We start from the raw sequence: 17,010 nt of genomic DNA on the forward strand, positions 1-17,010 counted from the left end.
CCTTCACTGCAAAACCCCGTTGAAGAGCACCTCAAAGTTATGGCTGGTTGTTTGGGCTATTTGTTCCAACGTGCATTTTCTAAGTTCAGCAATACAAGCCGCAACGTAAGGAACGTACGAGGGATTATTGGTTTTTCCGCGATAAGGAACGGGCGCCAGATAAGGGCTGTCAGTTTCGATCAGCATACGGTCGAGGGGTACGAATGCCGCCACATCGCGCAAATCTTGCGCATTTTTGAACGTCAAAATGCCTGAAAAGGAGATGTAGAAACCCATGTCCAAGGCGGCGCGCGCCACCTCGGCGGTCTCCGTAAAACAGTGAAACACACCGCCGGCAGATCCTGCGGAGCCATCTTCACCCGCTTCGCGAAGAATCGCCAAAGTATCATTCGAGGCCGAACGGGTGTGAATGACGAGGGGTTTGTCCAACCGACGGGCCGCGCGAATGTGAGTCATGAATCGTTCGCGCTGCCACGCCATGTCAGCCACCGTGCGCTCACCCAAGCGGTAGTAATCCAGACCCGTTTCACCGATAGCGACGACCCGAGGCAGCTGACCCAAAGTTAATAGATCCTGAAGGCTGGGTTCTTTGACATTTTCGTTGTCTGGGTGAACGCCGACGGTTGCCCAAAAATTATCATATTCAGTAGCCAACGCGTGAACGGCTGGAAACTCTTCCAGCGTCGTGGCGATACACAAGGCACGATCAACCTGCGCCTCGCTCATCGCTTGCCGAATAGCCGGAAGCTGAGAAACCAATTCGGGAAAATTCAAGTGGCAGTGAGAATCGGTAAACATAATGAATTAACAATAGCTGACATGCAGAAACTGACTCTGCATCGATAGGTTGAGTAGACCCGTTAGATCGATTAGATCGTTTGCGTTGCTCGGTCTGAGGCCAGATGGCCGCCCAATATCTCTTCAATTTTGTGTTTCAGAACACGCGATTTTTCGTCTTTTGGAAACAGTATTCCGATACCTTGGGTCCGGTTATTAGACGCTTTGGCGGGGGTCACCCAAGCCACCTTGCCCGCAACCGGGTAACGCTGAGGGTCTTCTGGCAGGGACAACAACACATAGACATCGTCACCGAGCTTGTATTCACGCGCCGTGGGTATAAAAACGCCGCCCTCTGAAAACAGGGGGATGTAAGCCGCGTAGAGGGCCGACTTTTCCTTGATCGCCAATTGAATGACGCTGGGGCGTGGTGTAGAGGGTGTGGTGGTGCTCATGTGCAGAATCTAGTGCCTTGAGTTTAGGGCGTTTTGGGCTTGACTCACAAGCGCCTCCAACATCAAACCCGCGTTAAAAGGATGTTCAACCGTGCGGGTGGTGGCGGCCAGTGCTTTTGACCACGTCGTCAGTGCAGACAAAGAACTGCCTGCAGGAAGGTCCGTAACTTCAAAAAAACGTGGCGCCGCACCGGTTTTGACAGCCAGGACGTCGTGACACAGCTTGTGCAGGGCATCAACCGCTTGCGCTGGTGACCAATCTTTGAAGATGCTCACATCGCCGCGCGCAACGGCTTTAGGCAACTTGACCCAGGACTGCGGGTCGCGCCCAGATTGCGAAAAAAGCAGCGCATCCTCGGGACGCCCTCCTGCGGCACGCAGCATCACGCTGGCTTGCGCGGAGGCTATGCCTTGCCCTTCAATCCACTTTAAAGATGTCACAGTGTCGGGCCAGACCATGCTGTGCCCCAAACAGCGGCTGCGAATAGTGGGCAAGAGTTGGTGGGCCGCCTCACTCGCCAGCACAAACTTCACATCGCCTGGCGGTTCCTCCAGGGTCTTGAGCAGCGCATTGGCGGTCACATTGTTCATGCGTTCGGCTGGGAACACCAGCACCGCCTTGCCACGACCCCGCGCACTGGTGCGCTGCGAAAACTCCACAGCATCGCGCATGGCATCCACCCGAATCTCCTTGCTGGCCTTGCGTTTTTTGTCATCAATGTCGGATTGGGCTTTTTCGCTCAGGGGCCAACCCAGCTCAATCATGACGGTTTCAGGCATGAGCACACACAAATCGGCATGGGTGCGTACGTCAATGGCATGGCAACTGCCACATTGGTCACAGGCACCCTGTTCGTTGGGGTGTTCGCACAACCAGGCCCGAACCAGGGCCAAAGCAAGACTGTATTGACCCAAGCCAGAAGGCCCGGCCAGTAGCCAGGCGTGGCCGCGTTGCGCCAATAATTGTTTGGCCTGAACTGCAATCCAGGGCGCTAAAGCGTTGCCGCTCATACCAGCCAGCTCCGGGCAATCACTGATTTTAATACGTCAAGCCAAACGGCTTCTCGCGCCTGGTCGGCATCAATCCGGGCGAAACGACCGGGCGACGCGTTCATGCGCTGACGGTAGCCTTCTGACACGCGCCTGAAAAACTCAAGCGGCTGGGCCTCGAATTTATCGGGGATTCGGGCGCCCGCCAGACGCTGGGCCGCAATTTCCGGCGCCAGGTCAAACCAGACGGTCAGATCAGGGTTTCTAATGAAATCACCCTCTAGCCCCCGTTTCGTCTGCACCCAGCGCTCCATAATTAATAGCGTTTCAAGATCAAACCCCCGACCACCCCCCTGGTAGGCAAAGGTGGCATCGGTAAAACGATCACACAGCACCACATCGCCACGCATGAGTGCGGGCTCGATCACTTGTTGCAAATGGTCCCGGCGAGCGGCAAAGACGAGCAAAGCCTCGGTCATGGCATCCATCGGGTCGTTCAAGACCATGGCTCGGATTTTTTCAGCCAATGGCGTACCGCCAGGCTCACGGGTGAGTGTGACGGCCCTGCCCTGCGCCCTAAACGCTTGCGTCAACCCGTCAATGTGGGTTGATTTTCCAGCACCATCGATGCCTTCAAAACTGATAAAAAGTCCACCTTTTTTCATACGCCTTCACTGTCCCCGCTGAAATTTATTGACGGCCCGATTGTGCTCTTCGAGGCTCGCGCTGAACTGGCTGGTGCCGTCACCGCGCGACACAAAATACAGGGCCTTGGTTGGGGCCGGTTGCACCGCCGCCAACAAAGAAGCCTTGCCGGGCATGGCGATGGGCGTGGGTGGCAAACCGCCGCGGGTGTAAGTATTCCAGGGCGTGTCGGCTTGCAGATGGCGACGCCGCAGGTTGCCGTCAAAATCTTCTCCCAACCCATAAATGACGGTGGGGTCGGTTTGCAGCATCATGCCAATGCGCAAGCGGTTGGTGAACACGCCGGAAATCATGGCGCGGTCACTGGTACGACCGGTTTCCTTCTCGATGATGCTGGCCAGGATCAGGGCTTGCTCGGGTGTTTTTAAAATCGTGTTGGGCTGGCGTTGGCGCCAGACCTCGTCCAGTCTTTTGTCCATGGCCCGCAGGGCACGCTTAAGTACCGCCAGATCGCTGCTGCCTTTGGCATAGGTATAGGTGTCAGGGTAGAAGCGCCCTTCAGGATGCAGACCTGGCCGGCCTAAAGAATTCATGATCGAATCAGCCTCTAGCCCCCGTGTATCTTGCCTAAGCTGCTCTGCTTTTGAGAGTGCAGCGCGAACCTGGCTAAAGTTCCACCCCTCGACCAGGGTCACTGCACGCAAGGACTCTTCGCCCCGAACGAGTTTTCTCAGAAGGCTACGCGGCGTGGCGTCGGCTGTAATTTCGTAGCTTCCCGCCTTGATCAGGCGCGCGTCCCCAGACATGCGAAACCACCAATAGAGAAGAGACGGGTTGACCTGAACGCCGGCCTCGTTGGCAGCTAGCGCCACACCTCGCACAGAGGTTCCAGGCTCGATAGAAAGGTCGACGGAGTCGGCATTGAGAACCAGGGTTTGGTTCAGCCACCAGACCGCTGCACCACCGGCCAGTGCCGCAAAAATTAGAAATAAAGTCAGGAGTCGACGCACAGCCCTACAGCCTTCCAAGAAATTGATGGGCGATGATAATTCACCGCATGAAAAACAAATTAAATGGTGTGGCTCCACTCACTCATCTCGGTGTCATTCGCATCGAGGGTGAAGAGGCGGCCAAGTTTTTACATGGCCAGTTGACCCAGGATTTTTCCTTGTTGGGTTTGTCAGAGGCACGTCTGGCAGCTTTTTGCTCAGCCAAGGGCCGGATGCAGGCCAGTTTTGTGGGTTTCAAACGGAGTCACACTGAAATTTTGCTGGTGTGTAGTCGCGATATTTTGAACACCACCCTGAAGCGTTTGGCCATGTTCGTGATGCGCGCCAAGGCCAAATTGAGCGATGCCAGCGACGACTACGCTTTATTTGGCTTGGCGGGTGACGCTATTGATTTAGTAGCTACCAGCGCAGGTAGCACCTGGGCCAAGGTCGATTCAGGGCCTGCAAACCTGGTTTTTCTTTACCCGGCCGATGGCGTCCAGCGGGCGCTTTACCTGACACCCGCAAATGAAGCATCACCTCAAGGTGTGGCACTGAGCACGCAAGATTGGCAATGGGGCGAGGTGAGAAGCGGCATTGCCATGATCACGGCACCCATCGTTGAAGCGTTCGTCCCCCAAATGCTCAACTACGAATCGGTGGGCGGCGTGAACTTCAAAAAAGGCTGCTACCCCGGCCAGGAAGTCGTGGCGCGAAGCCAGTTTCGCGGCACCTTGAAACGACGTGCTTACCTCGTACATTCAGACCTACCCCTTCAGGCAGGCGATGAAATATTTCAGGCAAACGATGCCACTCAGCCTTGCGGCACCGTGGCTCAGTCTGCGGCAGTCCCAGCTGATTCAGGTTTGAGCGGGTTTGACGCTATCGTGGTGCTTCAGGTTAGCGCCGCAGAAGCCGGTGAGTTGCATCATGGCAGTGCTACTGGGCCAGCATTGATCATCGCACCCGCGCCATACCCATTGCTGGCAGATATTTAAACCGAAAAAGCTGTTTTTAGCGCCCGCGCGGCATCCGCGTGGGCCCGGTGGGCTTCTGGGATGGCGCGGCCCATCATGATAAAACCGTGCACCACGCCCCGGTAAATTTCCAAATCGACCGCCACACCTGACGCGCGTAATTTATCGGCATACAAAACACCTTCATCCACCAGCGGATCACATTCAGCCAACCCGAACCACGCGGGGGCCAAGCCGTCCAGATCAGGCGCTGTCAAGGGTGAAAAACGCCAGTCCTCGCGGTCGGCAGCCGAGCGCAAGTAGTGATTGAAGAAATAGTTAATCAGGTCTTCTTCAATGAGAAACCCGTGGGCGAATTTTTTATGAGAAAGCGTGTCTTGATGTGCCGCGCAACCGGGGTAGAAGAGCAGTTGCAGGGCCAAGGTCAAGCCAGCATCACGGGCCTGTATGGCACAAGCGCAAGCCAGTGTTCCCCCCGCGCTATCGCCCCCCACCGCCAGTCGACGGGTGTCCAGTCCCAAGACATCCCCTTGATTTGCGACCCATTGAACCGCATCCCAGGCATCGTCTTGGGCCACCGGAAATTGATATTCGGGCGCCAGTCGGTAGTTCACCGACAGTACTGCACAGCCACTCAAGTGACTCAAACTGCGGCACAGCACATCGTGCGTGGCGAGGCTGCCGATGGTGAATCCACCCCCATGAAAATAAATAAGCACGGGCAGTTTGTCAGGCGAGGGGGCGTAAAGCCGCACGGGGATTTCAAAACCATCACGCGCCGGAAGAGTAAAACTCTCAATACGCGCCAACTTGACAGCAGGGACGTCGAGCATGCCTGCACCGGCCTCATAAGCCAAACGCGCTTGCGTAGGCAACAGGGCGTGCAACGGCACCTGACCAGCACGCGCCATGCGGTCAAGCACATGGTGCATGGCGGGTGTCAGCAAGGCACGCGGATTACGGTGGTGAGGCATGGCGAGTGTGTTTCTGGTTGAGGGTGACGGTTTTAATCGTACACGCAACACTTCAGTGCATAGAGTCACCTGCCAACTCGGCTCACGTCAGTGGAATTTCCCTGATCCGTAAAAACTGACTGAAATCAGCGTTACGTCATCAAAATTCAACCTTCGGCCACTTATAGTTCGTTACCAAGGAAATTATGATGAAAAAAAAATTGACGTTGTGCTTGGCTGTGCTGGTTTGTAGCGCCGTTGAGGCTGAAGATGTGCGTCAGTTGGCACCGCTACCAGCGGCGGCGGCCGAGAGCTTACGCGATCAAATGCGCGCCAATTTACTCACCCTCAACGAAATTATCAGCTTGACCGTTAGCGGGAAACTTGCAGAAGCAGGCGTTTTGGCCGAGCAAGAACTGGGCAACACGGCCATGGGTAAAAACAGAAAACTACCTTTTGAGGCCCGACCGGGGCCACACATGCCACCTGCCATGCACGCCATCGCCATGGATGGGCACAAAGCTGCCAGTGCTTTTGCGCTGATTGCCGCCACAGGCGACCGTGAAAAAACACTCGATTCACTCCCAACACTGACCACATCGTGTGTCAGTTGCCATTTCGCTTACCGGATTCGATGAATCCAACGCGCTCATACGTCCGCTTTGACTGCCACCGCAACAATGTGGCACTAACATTGCTTTTACTTGAACACGGCGGGGTTTTTTCCTCGCCACATCAACGAGACAACTTATGTCAATTCACGCTGCGCTGACCCACGTTACCCACTATAAATACGACCGCCTGGTCAATCTTGGCCCTCAGGTGATCCGATTGCGCCCTGCACCGCATTGCCGTAGCAAGATCATTTCTTACTCGCTGACAATTGAGCCTGAAGACCATTACATCAACTGGCAGCAAGACCCGTTTGCCAATTACCAGGGCCGATTGGTTTTTGAGAAAAAGACCCGCGAATTCAAGGTCACGGTCGATTTGGTGGTCGAGATGGCGGTGTACAACCCGTTTGACTTCTTCCTGGAGCCCAGCGCCGAACAATACCCCTTCAAGTACGAAAGCCTGCTCAAGCAAGAGCTGGCGCCCTACTTAGCCACCGAAGAGCTGACTGAAAATATGAAGGACTGCTTGGCGCGCATTGATCTCAAAAAGCGCCGCAGCATCGATTTTCTGGTGGATGTGAACCAGATGGTGCACAAGGCCATCAGCTACACGATTCGCATGGAACCCGGCGTGCAAACGCCAGACGAAACGCTCACTTTAGGCTCTGGCTCTTGCCGCGATTCAGCCTGGTTGCTGGTGCAACTGCTGCGCAATTGCGGCTTGGCTGCACGCTTTGTGTCGGGTTATCTGATTCAGCTCAAGCCCGATGTGAAATCGCTCGACGGCCCCAGCGGCACCGAAGTCGACTTCACCGATCTGCACGCCTGGTGCGAGGTTTACCTACCCGGCGCCGGCTGGGTCGGGCTGGACGCCACCTCTGGTTTGCTGGCGGGCGAAGGCCATATTCCACTGGCCTGCACACCGCAGCCCTCCGGTGCAGCGCCGATAGAAGGCGGCATGGACAAGTGCGAGGTCGAGTTTGAGCACCACATGGCCGTGACGCGTATTTACGAGTCACCCCGTGTCACCAAGCCCTACTCCGAAGAGCAATGGGCTGAAGTGATGGCACTCGGTAGCGCCGTTGACAAAGAGTTGAAGGCGGGTGATGTCCGCCTGACGATGGGCGGCGAGCCCACTTTTGTAGCGGTGGATGACCGCGACGCACCAGAATGGAACATCGACGCACTCGGGCCCACAAAACGGGGATTTGCCACCGAATTGGTGCAAAAACTTCGCGCCGAATATGGCGATGGCGGCTTTCTGCATTTTGGTCAGGGCAAGTGGTATCCCGGTGAGCAATTGCCACGCTGGGCGTTGAATATTTATTGGCGCGCTGACGGCCAACCGGTGTGGGCCAACCCGGCCCTGTTCACCGATGAACGCACGCCCACGCACTACACGTCGGATGACGCCTGTCTTTTCACCATGACCCTGGCCGCGCGCCTGGGCATCACTGACAAATTCATGCAAAGCGCGCACGAGGACGTGTTTTATTACCTGTGGCGCGAGCGTCGTCTGCCGGTTAATGTCGATCCGTTCAACTCCAAGCTCGACGACGAAATGGAGCGCGCCCGACTGCGCCGCGTGTTCGAGCAAAAACTGGACTCGGTCATTGGTTACGTGTTGCCCATTAAAGTGACTGAAAAGTCCAGCAATGGCAAACCTGAATGGACCACGGGCTCGTGGTTCCTGCGCGATGAACGCCTGTACCTGATGCCGGGCGACTCACCGATGGGCCTGCGCCTGCCGCTGGACTCCCAGCCTTGGGTTAGCAAGGCCGATTACCCTTACATGCTGGCGCAAGACCCTTCGGCCCCCCGCGAAGAATTGCCGGCGCACGAAGCCATTGCAACGCGTTATGTGCCAACCGCCACCGCCAGTGTGGCCGCGGCAGCAGCAGCCTCTACCGCAGCGCCTTACCTGTCGGGCACCGGGCCTGCGACTGAGGCAACGCGCAAGTTTCAAACCTCGACCACGATCGGCACGGCTGCGCCCTTGTCAGCCAGCGCCCAAAGCGCAACGCAAGCCGAGCCAGCCAGTTTCGCCGCCGCTCCCAAGGCGCAAGAATCCGCCGGTTGGGTGACTCGCACCGCCATCTGTGTTGAAGTGCGTGACCCACGCCGCGCCAGTGGCCCCAAGGCTGAAGCGGTTGGTGAAAAATCGGGCGTACTCTACATCTTCATGCCACCGCTCGAAAGGCTGGAGGAATACCTTGATCTGTTGGCCGCCGTCGAAGCCACAGCCCAAGAACTGGGCATGCAACTGGTGCTCGAAGGCTACCCTCCTCCGCGTGATCCGCGCCTGAAACTGCTGCAAGTCACGCCCGATCCGGGTGTCATCGAGGTCAACATTCACCCGGTCACCAACTGGGGTGATCTGGTCAAGAACACCGAGTTTTTGTACAACGTCGCCTTTGAGTCACGCCTGTCTGCTGAAAAATTCATGAAAGACGGCCGCCACACCGGCACCGGCGGTGGCAATCACTTTGTGATGGGTGGAGCGACGCCGTCCGACAGTCCGTTCTTGCGCAAGCCAGAATTGTTGGCCAGCCTGCTGCTGTATTGGCACAACCACCCTTCGCTCAGCTATTTGTTCAGCGGCATGTTTGTCGGCCCCACCAGCCAGGCCCCGCGTGTGGACGAAGCCCGCAATGACCAGCTGTATGAGCTTGAAATCGCCATCGAGCAAATATACAAAAATCGGGAGCTGCACGGCCACAGCATGCCGCCGTGGTTGGTCGACCGCACCTTGCGCAACATTTTGATTGACGCCACGGGCAACACCCACCGCAGCGAGTTTTCCATCGACAAGATGTATTCGCCCGATTCGGCGACCGGACGTCTGGGCTTGCTGGAGTTGCGCGCTTTTGAGATGCCACCGCACCCACGCATGAGCATCGTGCAGCAGCTTTTGTTGCGGGCCTTTGTGGCACGTTTCTGGAAAACGCCTTACAAGGCACCGGCCTCGCGCTGGGGCACCGAGTTGCACGACCGTTTCATGCTGCCCTCGTTCATCAAGCAGGATTTTGATGACGTCATGCAAGAGATGCGCGATTCGGGTTACGCTTTCGATAGCAGCTGGTTTGCGCCGCACTACGAGTTCCGTTTCCCCATTGTGGGATCCATCCAGTCCGCCAGCATTGAGCTGACGCTGCGCAATGCGCTGGAGCCTTGGCATGTGATGGGCGAAGAAGGCGCACCGGGCGGCACCGCCCGCTATGTGGACTCTTCGCTGGAGCGCATGGAAGTGCGCGTCACCGGCATGAACGAAAGCCGCTACGTGATCACCTGCAATGGGCAGGCGCTGCCAATGCAATCGACCGGCACCACCGGTGAATTTGTGGCGGGTGTACGGTACAAAGCCTGGAACCCACCGTCGGCGCTGCACCCTAGCATTGGCATTCATACGCCCCTCACCTTTGACATTGTGGACACCTGGATGAAACGCTCACTCGGCGGTTGCGAGTACCACGTCGCGCACCCGGGCGGTTTGAACCCCGACACTTTCCCGGTCAATGCCTACGAGGCCGAAAGCCGTCGGATGTCACGCTTTGTCGCGATGGGCCACACGCCTGGGATAATGAATGTGCCGCCAGCCACCATCAACGTGGCGGGTAGCCGGGAGTTTCCGTTTACGCGGGATTTGCGTCGCGGGTAGCATCCGCATGAATAAACAAAAAGCCCCAAGTAAATCAATCACTTGGGGCTTTTTTGTTTTAGGCCTTTAGCGGCCTTTGTACGCGATTACATGTGGTCGATCATGACCTGCCCGAATCCTGAGCAACTGACTTGGGTCGCGCCATCCATCAAACGGGCAAAGTCATAAGTAACTTTTTTGCTGTTGATAGATTTTTTCATTGAACTGATGATGAGGTCAGCCGCTTCGGTCCAACCCATGTGGCGCAACATCATCTCAGCCGAGAGAATTTCGGACCCCGGATTGACATAGTCTTTACCCGCGTACTTGGGGGCCGTACCGTGAGTTGCCTCAAAGCAGGCAATGGTGTCACTCAGATTCGCGCCAGGTGCAATGCCAATACCGCCAACCTGTGCCGCCAAGGCGTCCGAAACGTAGTCGCCGTTCAAGTTCAAGGTTGCAATGACGCTGTATTCTGCGGGGCGCAAAAGAATTTGCTGTAAGAAAGCATCGGCAATGCTGTCTTTAACCACAATATCTTTTCCGGTTTTTGGATTTTTAAATTTGCACCAAGGTCCGCCATCGATCAATTCAGCACCAAATTCTTTTTGAGCCAAAGCGTAGGCCCAATCACGGAAAGCACCCTCGGTGTACTTCATGATGTTGCCTTTGTGAACTATCGTCAGGCTTGGCTTGTCATTGTCAATCGTATATTGCAGCGCCTTGCGAACCAGCCGCTCTGTTCCTTCACGTGACACCGGCTTGACACCGATACCAGACGTATCAGGAAAGCGAATTTTGGTTACGCCCATCTCTTCTTGAAGAAACTTGATGATTTTCTTGGCCTTATCTGATTCAGCTTCAAACTCAATACCGGCATAAATGTCTTCCGAATTCTCACGGAATATCACCATATTGGTTTTATGGGGTTCTTTCACGGGACTGGGCACACCGTCAAAATATTGAATGGGGCGCAAGCAGACATACAAATCAAGCTCTTGACGCATGGCAACGTTCAATGAACGGATACCGCCCCCCACGGGCGTTGTCAGAGGGCCCTTAATAGACACCACGTAGTCGCGCAACGCCTGAAGGGTTTCTGCTGGCAACCACACATCAGGACCGTACACATTGGTAGATTTCTCACCGGCATAGACTTCCATCCAATGGATCTTCTTATTGCCGCCGTAAGCCTTTGCCACCGCTGCATCAACAACTTTAATCATCACCGGTGTAATGTCCAAGCCAGTACCATCACCTTCAATAAACGGGATGATCGGCTGATCAGGCACATTTAAAGTCATGTCAGCATTGACGGTGATTTTTTGGCCTTCAGAAGGCACTTTGATGTGTTGATACATGGGTTGGAGTCTCCGTTGATTAGTTTGGCTAACGCTTTTTTGAAGAAAAACCTGAACGTTTTCCCAATGAAAAGACAGTTTTATTCAACAATTTTTGAATTCTAGTCTCAAATAAATTTGATTTTCTGTCAACCGATGTCAAACCAACCCCGTTACGACTAGACCTTCCAGAGATTGGGAGGAAATTTTTGAAATAACGTTATCTCAAGGAAACTGAAAAATGAACAAACTTCTCGCCGCTTTGGTTGCTGGTCTTTTTGCTGCTGGCGCATTCGCCGCTGACGCACCTGCTGCTGCACCAGCCAAAGCTGCTGCTCCAGTTGCTGCTGCCGCTCCTGCTGCTAAAGCTGCTGTTGCTGCACCTGCTGCTGCCGCTTCTGCTGCTGCACCTGCTGCCAAGACCGAAGCCAAAGTCGACGCAAAAGCAGCCAAGAAGGCCGCTGCTGCTGAAAAAGCCGCTGCTAAGAAAGCCGCTGCTGCTGAAAAAGCCGCTGCTAAGAAAGCACCTGCTGCTGACAAGGCTCCTGCCAAGAAAGCTGCTGCTTCCGCAGCTAAGTAATTAGGTAGTCAAGAAGAAATTCTTGACCATTTAAGCTTAAATGCCCGCTAACGCGGGCATTTTTTTCGTCTGAATCATTTGTATGTAAATGAAAATAGCAGAATGAATAAAATCTCAATCGGGCTTTTTGGATTGACCATCTCTCTGGTCAACGTTTGTTTTGCACAGAATTCACCGCAACTGGATTTGCAGCGAATCAAACTCTCTGCAGGTATGCACCTCATCGACACCCAGGTGGCTGCCACTCCTGAGCAAAGGGCTACCGGTCTCATGCACCGCAAAGAAATGCCTACTTCTGAAGGCATGCTCTTCATTTTTGAGCAAGCCTCCCAACAGTGTTTTTGGATGAAAAACACCTTGCTGCCGCTGACAGCTGCATTTGTTGCAGATGACGGGACTATCGTCAATCTAGCCGATATGAAGCCGCAAACGACTGATGCGCACTGCTCAACTAAACCTGTTCGTTTTGTGCTGGAAATGAACCAGGGTTGGTTTGAGAAAAAGGGAATAAAGGCCGGATTCAAGCTGGGTGGAGAATCATTTAACAGTAAGTAACGCTTCAATTTTCATAGCTAGGTTCGCACGTTTCTCCTAGCCTATCAGTGCATTCCATGTGAAAAAGCCACCTTGAAGGTGGCTTTTTCACGAGCAGAACTACTTAAGCGAAGTTTGCTTCAGCAAATCCCCAGTTCACCAACTTATCCAGATAAGTTTCGACAAACTTTTGACGCAGGTTGCGATAGTCGATGTAATAAGCGTGTTCCCACACATCGACAGTCAGCAGCGCCTTATCAGCAGTCGTCAGCGGAGTGCCCGCAGCACCCATGTTGACGATATCGACAGATCCATCAGCCTTTTTGACCAACCAGGTCCAGCCTGAGCCAAAGTTACCCACTGCAGATTTCACAAAGGCTTCTCTGAATGCGGCATAAGTTCCCCATTTCGCATTAATCGCTGCACCCAGGGCACCAGTAGGCTCGCCACCACCATTGGGCTTCATGCAATTCCAAAAGAACGTGTGATTCCAGATCTGGGCTGAATTGTTGTAGATACCACCGCTGGACTTCTTGATGATGTCCTCCAGGGACATGTTCTCGAAATCAGTGCCTTTTTGCAGGTTGTTGAGATTGACCACATAGGCGTTGTGGTGCTTGCCGTGGTGATATTCCAGGGTTTCTCGTGAATAGCTGGGAGCCAAGGCGTCAATCGCGAAAGGCAGAGCTGGCAGGGTATGTTCCATGATGACCTCGTGGGTTAGTTGATAAAAATTGCTGATTGTAGAAACTTTGCGCAAGGTCAATGTGACACGATCAAATCAACCTGCCCATCAGCAAGGGTGGCTCGAAGGGGCTGACCGATTTGGGTTTGCTTAACGCTGGTGATGGTCTGACCTTCCGGGTTGCTCAACCAGGCATAGCCCCGCTGCAGGACCAGTGTGGGGTCCAGTAAGCCCAAGCGCAATCCCGCCCGGTCCAGCCTGACTTGCTTCTGCTGCACACCGCGCGCCAGCGACTCGGGCATGCTGGACTGAATCGCTTGTAACTGCTGATTTTTCTCCTTCAAAAACTGAAGCGATGCAAACTGAAGACGTTGCGCCGTAGAAGCCAAGCGCATTCGTTGCCGGCCTACCAGCACTGAAGGTCGCCCCATGCGAGCGATCGTCAGATCAAGCCGCTGGCTATGCTGGTCAACTTGCCTAAACGCAGCATCCTGCAGGCGCCGCGCCGAAGCGTCTATTGAACTCAGCCAACTATCGCGTGGTTGCGCTACCAACTCGGCGGCAGCGGTGGGCGTCGGGGCCCTCAGGTCAGCGACGAAATCGGCAATGGTGAAGTCAGTTTCGTGACCTACGCCACTGACGATGGGCACTGGGCTTTGCGCCAGCGTTCGGGCCAACTGTTCGTCATTGAAAGCCCATAGGTCTTCCATCGCCCCCCCGCCACGAACTAGCAAAATCACATCGATGACCACTTCAACAGGCGCAGTTTTCTTTCTTGATTTATTAGCCTTTTCAGGCTCTAGCCCCCGTCCTACTTGCGTGAGCTGATATAAATTTAATAGCGATTGAATGATCTCGCCTGGCGCATTGCTGCCTTGTACCAAGGCTGGCGCGACCACCACGGGGATATGCGGTACGCGTCGTTGCAAGGCAGTCATCACATCATGCAGGGCCGCGGCTCCCAGGGAAGTTACCAGACCAATGGCACGCGGCATCACCGGCAAAGGCCGCTTTCGTGCCGCATCGAACAAGCCTTCAGACTCTAGCTTGACTTTGAGCTTGAGAAACTGCTCAAACAACGCGCCCTGCCCGGCACGACTCATGCTTTCAACAATTAACTGGAGATCACCGCGGGCCTCGTACACGCCGAGTCGCCCGCGAACTTCAACCAGCTCGCCATCACGGGGGGAAAAATCCAACAAGGTGGCAGCACGTCTAAACATGGCGCAGCGAATCTGTCCGCTTTCATCCTTCAAGGAAAAATAGCAATGACCGCTGGAGGCTCTGGAAAATCCGGTGATTTCTCCGCGCACTGCAACCGGGTTAAACCGGGCTTCCAAGGTATCCGCAATCGCACGGCAAAGCGCGCCTACTTGCCAAACTCTGGGCACAAACACTGTAGATTGGATTTCAGGCATCGTTTAATACTAATGTTTCTTCATGTGAAAAATTGGAAACGCCACGGGCTGGACGCGTCAATGAATTTGGATGTGGCGAAATTTCCCAACAATTACTATTTCATAAGCGTTTGATTTCATTCGATATTTCATTGCCTCATTGGCAAGCAATCTGTCACAACTTAATGCTGATGCGGCCGTGTGGCACTTTTAAATTATGGGCAAAGATAACTTGAACATTTCCTCACACAATATCGAGCCCTCGCATACTGAGGAAAGCAAGGTCGACTGTGCGTGGGTGATAATTAGTAAGCATTTTTTACACCCAGGAGACCTAATTTGTTTTCAATCATACAAGCCGCAGGATGGCCCATCTGGCCCCTGGTTGCCTGTTCAATTCTGGCGTTGGCGCTTGTTATTGAGCGTTTTATCAGTCTTAAGACCAGCAAAATTGCACCTCCCAAATTATTAGATGATGTGCTCAATGTATCTCGCACTTCGGTGCCGGGTCCTGATGTCGTCAGTCAACTGGAACAAAACTCGGCTTTGGGCGAGGTGCTTGCCAGTGGTTTTAGAGCGCTGAACACCAATCCACGCTGCAGCGAAGAAGAATTGCGCTCCTCTATGGAAGGCGCTGGCCGCCTCGTTGCGCACCGCCTCGAACGGTACTTGAGCGCGCTTGCCACCATTGCGTCGGCAGCGCCACTCATGGGCCTGTTTGGAACCGTGATTGGCATGATTGAGATTTTTGGTTCACAAACCTCTGCAGGTAGCGCAACGGGCGGCAATCCGGCACAACTGGCGCATGGCATTTCGATCGCACTGTACAACACCGCTTTTGGCCTTATTGTGGCGATTCCTTCCCTGATTTTCTGGCGCTATTTTCGGGCCCGTGTTGACGAGTACCTGCTGACGCTTGAGCTCGCCTCTGAACGCTTGGTGCATCACCTCAACAGCCTGAGGAAATAAGCATGAAATTCCGACACCGTGTGCGTGAAGAGCCCGAGATCAACCTGATTCCGTTCATTGACGTTCTGCTGGTGGTGCTGATTTTTTTGATGCTCTCCACCACCTACAGCAAATTCACCGAACTGCAACTCACCTTGCCCGTGGCCGATGCCGATGTGCAGCGCGATTACCCCAAAGAAGTGCTGGTCACAGTGACCAGTGAAGGCGCATATTCGGTCAATAAAGTGCCCGTGGCGGACCGAAGTATTGAAACACTGGCAGCGGCGCTACTTGATGGCGCCAAAGCGGGTAAGGAATCGGTAGTCATCATCAATGCAGATGCCAGCGCCAAGCACCAGTCAGTGGTCACGGTCATGGAAGCCGCGAGGCGTTCTGGCCTGACACAAATCACCTTTGCCACCCAATCTTCAACCCAAGCTGGGGCCAGGTAAACACATGACAACAAAAGCAACGCTATTGCTTGCGTTGCAACGTACGTTAGTGCAAGCTTGGACCCGACTAGGCTTACTTGCTTGGCTTTTGTGGCCCGTCTCTCTTATTTTTGGGCTTCTGGCAGCCCTGAGGCGTGGACTTTACAAAGTTGGACTCTATAAAACGCAAAAACTCCCGGTTCCAGTGATTGTTATCGGGAATGTAGTGGTGGGCGGTTCCGGTAAAACGCCAGTTGTCATGGCCATTGTGAAGCACCTCCATTCCTCTGGCATACAGGTTGGCGTCATTTCAAGAGGCTATGGTCGAATGGCCACAGACTGCCGCGAGGTTTTTCTTGAAAGTGCCATTCAAGATGTTGGTGACGAACCGGCCTTGATCAAACGAGCGACTTCAGCCCCTGTTTTTGTGGCATCCAGTCGTTTTGAGGCGGGATCTGCCTTATTGACTGCTTATCCCGAAACCCAAGTCGTCCTTTGCGACGATGGCTTGCAACATTTAAGCCTGCACCGCGATTTGGAGATTTGTGTATTTGATGACCGTGGCGTCGGCAATGGTTTTTTACTCCCTGCCGGGCCCTTGCGAGAGGCCTGGCCCCGATCAGCTAATCTGGTGCTGCATACCGGCGCTCAGCCTGCTTTTAGCGGCTTCAAAGCACAGCGAGCATTGGCACGACGAGCGATTCGAGCCGATGGAAGCCAAGTTGAATTGAGTCATCTGACTTTGGCACTCCCTAATGCCAAGCCACTGATGGCGGTTGCAGCCATTGCCAAACCAGAGGAATTTTTCTCTATGTTGAGGGCGCTAGGCCTGCAACTCGCTCAAACCATTGCCTTGCCAGATCACTATGATTTTAAAAGCGCATCAAGCAATGAATACATGGGCTACAACGTTATTTGTACTGAAAAAGATGCAGTTAAGCTCTGGCACAAACTGCCCACTGCGCTTGCCGTACCACTTGAATTCACGCCTGAACCGGCCTTCTTTGCCAAGCTGGACAATTTAATGTCACCTTTACTGGCAAGCCCATAAAGCAACG

17 protein-coding genes are annotated in these 17,010 nt (G+C 54.3%); 8 read left to right on the top strand and 9 right to left on the bottom strand.

Annotated features, from left to right (window positions below; translation table 11 throughout):
- Positions 1–3: 3 nt before the first annotated feature.
- The 5 genes from WCG50_RS01330 to mltG all read right to left on the bottom strand — a co-directional run bounded on the left by WCG50_RS01330 (position 4) and on the right by mltG (position 3,877).
- Entirely contained in the window at positions 4–798 is a 795-nt protein-coding gene (locus tag WCG50_RS01330) for a TatD family hydrolase (RefSeq protein ID WP_336897752.1), read from the bottom strand.
- Positions 799–869: 71 nt separating this feature from the next.
- Positions 870–1,232, bottom strand: a complete 363-nt coding sequence (locus WCG50_RS01335; RefSeq protein WP_336897753.1) for a PilZ domain-containing protein — start codon at positions 1,230–1,232, stop codon at positions 870–872.
- Between the two features lie 9 nt (positions 1,233–1,241).
- Entirely contained in the window at positions 1,242–2,243 is a 1,002-nt protein-coding gene (locus WCG50_RS01340; RefSeq protein ID WP_336897754.1) for a DNA polymerase III subunit delta', read from the bottom strand.
- A complete protein-coding gene (tmk, locus tag WCG50_RS01345) occupies positions 2,240–2,887 on the bottom strand; it encodes a dTMP kinase (RefSeq protein WP_336897755.1) in 648 nt (215 codons plus the stop codon). Before tmk ends, WCG50_RS01340 begins: the two co-directional genes overlap by 4 nt.
- 6 nt (positions 2,888–2,893) lie before the next feature.
- Positions 2,894–3,877, bottom strand: coding sequence for an endolytic transglycosylase MltG (mltG, locus tag WCG50_RS01350; RefSeq protein ID WP_336897756.1), 984 nt, complete (start codon positions 3,875–3,877; stop codon positions 2,894–2,896).
- 47 nt (positions 3,878–3,924) lie between these two features.
- On the opposite strand from mltG, the gene WCG50_RS01355 reads away from it, so the two are divergent.
- Positions 3,925–4,854, top strand: a complete 930-nt coding sequence (locus WCG50_RS01355) for a folate-binding protein (protein ID WP_336897757.1) — start codon at positions 3,925–3,927, stop codon at positions 4,852–4,854.
- Here WCG50_RS01355 and WCG50_RS01360 read toward each other — a convergent pair.
- Positions 4,851–5,807 carry an alpha/beta hydrolase gene (locus WCG50_RS01360; protein ID WP_336897758.1) on the bottom strand — a complete coding sequence of 319 codons (957 nt, stop codon included), beginning with the start codon at positions 5,805–5,807 and terminating at the stop codon, positions 4,851–4,853. The two genes, WCG50_RS01355 and WCG50_RS01360, sit on opposite strands and share 4 nt — an antisense overlap.
- Positions 5,808–5,995: 188 nt before the next feature.
- On the opposite strand from WCG50_RS01360, the gene WCG50_RS01365 reads away from it, so the two are divergent.
- Positions 5,996–6,424 (top strand): cytochrome C, encoded by a 429-nt coding sequence (locus WCG50_RS01365; protein WP_336897759.1) that lies wholly within the window; start codon positions 5,996–5,998, stop codon positions 6,422–6,424.
- Positions 6,425–6,536: 112 nt separating this feature from the next.
- On the top strand, positions 6,537–10,058 hold the full coding sequence (locus WCG50_RS01370) for a transglutaminase family protein (protein WP_336897760.1): 3,522 nt from the start codon (positions 6,537–6,539) through the stop codon (positions 10,056–10,058).
- Between the two features lie 86 nt (positions 10,059–10,144).
- On the opposite strand, the gene icd is transcribed toward WCG50_RS01370, so the two are convergent.
- Positions 10,145–11,398, bottom strand: a complete 1,254-nt coding sequence (gene icd / locus WCG50_RS01375) for an NADP-dependent isocitrate dehydrogenase (protein ID WP_336897761.1) — start codon at positions 11,396–11,398, stop codon at positions 10,145–10,147.
- A gap of 220 nt (positions 11,399–11,618) precedes the next feature.
- Between icd and WCG50_RS01380 the strand changes: the two genes are divergently transcribed.
- Positions 11,619–11,957: a hypothetical protein gene (locus WCG50_RS01380; protein ID WP_336897762.1), complete on the top strand. Its 339-nt coding sequence runs from the start codon at positions 11,619–11,621 to the stop codon at positions 11,955–11,957.
- A 102-nt stretch (positions 11,958–12,059) separates the two neighbouring features.
- The gene (locus WCG50_RS01385; protein WP_336897763.1) at positions 12,060–12,512 is read left to right on the top strand and encodes a DUF192 domain-containing protein; all 453 of its coding nucleotides are present in this window, start codon (positions 12,060–12,062) and stop codon (positions 12,510–12,512) included.
- A gap of 103 nt (positions 12,513–12,615) precedes the next feature.
- On the opposite strand, the gene WCG50_RS01390 is transcribed toward WCG50_RS01385, so the two are convergent.
- Positions 12,616–13,197 (bottom strand): Fe-Mn family superoxide dismutase, encoded by a 582-nt coding sequence (locus tag WCG50_RS01390; RefSeq protein WP_336897764.1) that lies wholly within the window; start codon positions 13,195–13,197, stop codon positions 12,616–12,618.
- 56 nt (positions 13,198–13,253) lie between these two features.
- Positions 13,254–14,594 carry an exodeoxyribonuclease VII large subunit gene (xseA, locus tag WCG50_RS01395; protein ID WP_336897765.1) on the bottom strand — a complete coding sequence of 447 codons (1,341 nt, stop codon included), beginning with the start codon at positions 14,592–14,594 and terminating at the stop codon, positions 13,254–13,256.
- Between the two features lie 318 nt (positions 14,595–14,912).
- On the opposite strand from xseA, the gene WCG50_RS01400 reads away from it, so the two are divergent.
- The 3 genes from WCG50_RS01400 to lpxK are packed head-to-tail and all read left to right on the top strand — an operon-like array spanning position 14,913 to position 17,003.
- Complete coding sequence (locus WCG50_RS01400; protein ID WP_336897766.1) at positions 14,913–15,542, top strand: MotA/TolQ/ExbB proton channel family protein; 630 nt, start codon at positions 14,913–14,915, stop codon at positions 15,540–15,542.
- Positions 15,543–15,544: 2 nt separating this feature from the next.
- The gene (locus WCG50_RS01405) at positions 15,545–15,973 is read left to right on the top strand and encodes a biopolymer transporter ExbD (protein WP_336897767.1); all 429 of its coding nucleotides are present in this window, start codon (positions 15,545–15,547) and stop codon (positions 15,971–15,973) included.
- Positions 15,974–15,977: 4 nt separating this feature from the next.
- On the top strand, positions 15,978–17,003 hold the full coding sequence (gene lpxK, locus WCG50_RS01410) for a tetraacyldisaccharide 4'-kinase (protein ID WP_336897768.1): 1,026 nt from the start codon (positions 15,978–15,980) through the stop codon (positions 17,001–17,003).
- Positions 17,004–17,010: the final 7 nt, after the last annotated feature.

It is taken from the genome of Rhodoferax sp. (assembly GCF_037143375.1).
GTDB lineage: Bacteria > Pseudomonadota > Gammaproteobacteria > Burkholderiales > Burkholderiaceae_C > Rhodoferax.

Excerpts from the sequence above, each read along its gene's own strand:
- WCG50_RS01340 (WP_336897754.1), bottom strand. The coding sequence starts at position 2,243 with ATGAGCGGCAACGCTTTAGCGCCCTGGATTGCAGTTCAGGCCAAACAA.
- WCG50_RS01380 (WP_336897762.1), top strand. The coding sequence starts at position 11,619 with ATGAACAAACTTCTCGCCGCTTTGGTTGCTGGTCTTTTTGCTGCTGGC.
- lpxK (WP_336897768.1), top strand. The coding sequence starts at position 15,978 with ATGACAACAAAAGCAACGCTATTGCTTGCGTTGCAACGTACGTTAGTG.
- WCG50_RS01360 (WP_336897758.1), bottom strand. The coding sequence starts at position 5,807 with ATGCCTCACCACCGTAATCCGCGTGCCTTGCTGACACCCGCCATGCAC.
- WCG50_RS01390 (WP_336897764.1), bottom strand. The coding sequence starts at position 13,197 with ATGGAACATACCCTGCCAGCTCTGCCTTTCGCGATTGACGCCTTGGCT.
- WCG50_RS01365 (WP_336897759.1), top strand. The coding sequence starts at position 5,996 with ATGAAAAAAAAATTGACGTTGTGCTTGGCTGTGCTGGTTTGTAGCGCC.
- WCG50_RS01330 (WP_336897752.1), bottom strand. The coding sequence starts at position 798 with ATGTTTACCGATTCTCACTGCCACTTGAATTTTCCCGAATTGGTTTCT.
- WCG50_RS01335 (WP_336897753.1), bottom strand. The coding sequence starts at position 1,232 with ATGAGCACCACCACACCCTCTACACCACGCCCCAGCGTCATTCAATTG.
- WCG50_RS01355 (WP_336897757.1), top strand. The coding sequence starts at position 3,925 with ATGAAAAACAAATTAAATGGTGTGGCTCCACTCACTCATCTCGGTGTC.
- icd (WP_336897761.1), bottom strand. The coding sequence starts at position 11,398 with ATGTATCAACACATCAAAGTGCCTTCTGAAGGCCAAAAAATCACCGTC.
- xseA (WP_336897765.1), bottom strand. The coding sequence starts at position 14,594 with ATGCCTGAAATCCAATCTACAGTGTTTGTGCCCAGAGTTTGGCAAGTA.
- WCG50_RS01385 (WP_336897763.1), top strand. The coding sequence starts at position 12,060 with ATGAATAAAATCTCAATCGGGCTTTTTGGATTGACCATCTCTCTGGTC.
- tmk (WP_336897755.1), bottom strand. The coding sequence starts at position 2,887 with ATGAAAAAAGGTGGACTTTTTATCAGTTTTGAAGGCATCGATGGTGCT.
- WCG50_RS01370 (WP_336897760.1), top strand. The coding sequence starts at position 6,537 with ATGTCAATTCACGCTGCGCTGACCCACGTTACCCACTATAAATACGAC.
- WCG50_RS01405 (WP_336897767.1), top strand. The coding sequence starts at position 15,545 with ATGAAATTCCGACACCGTGTGCGTGAAGAGCCCGAGATCAACCTGATT.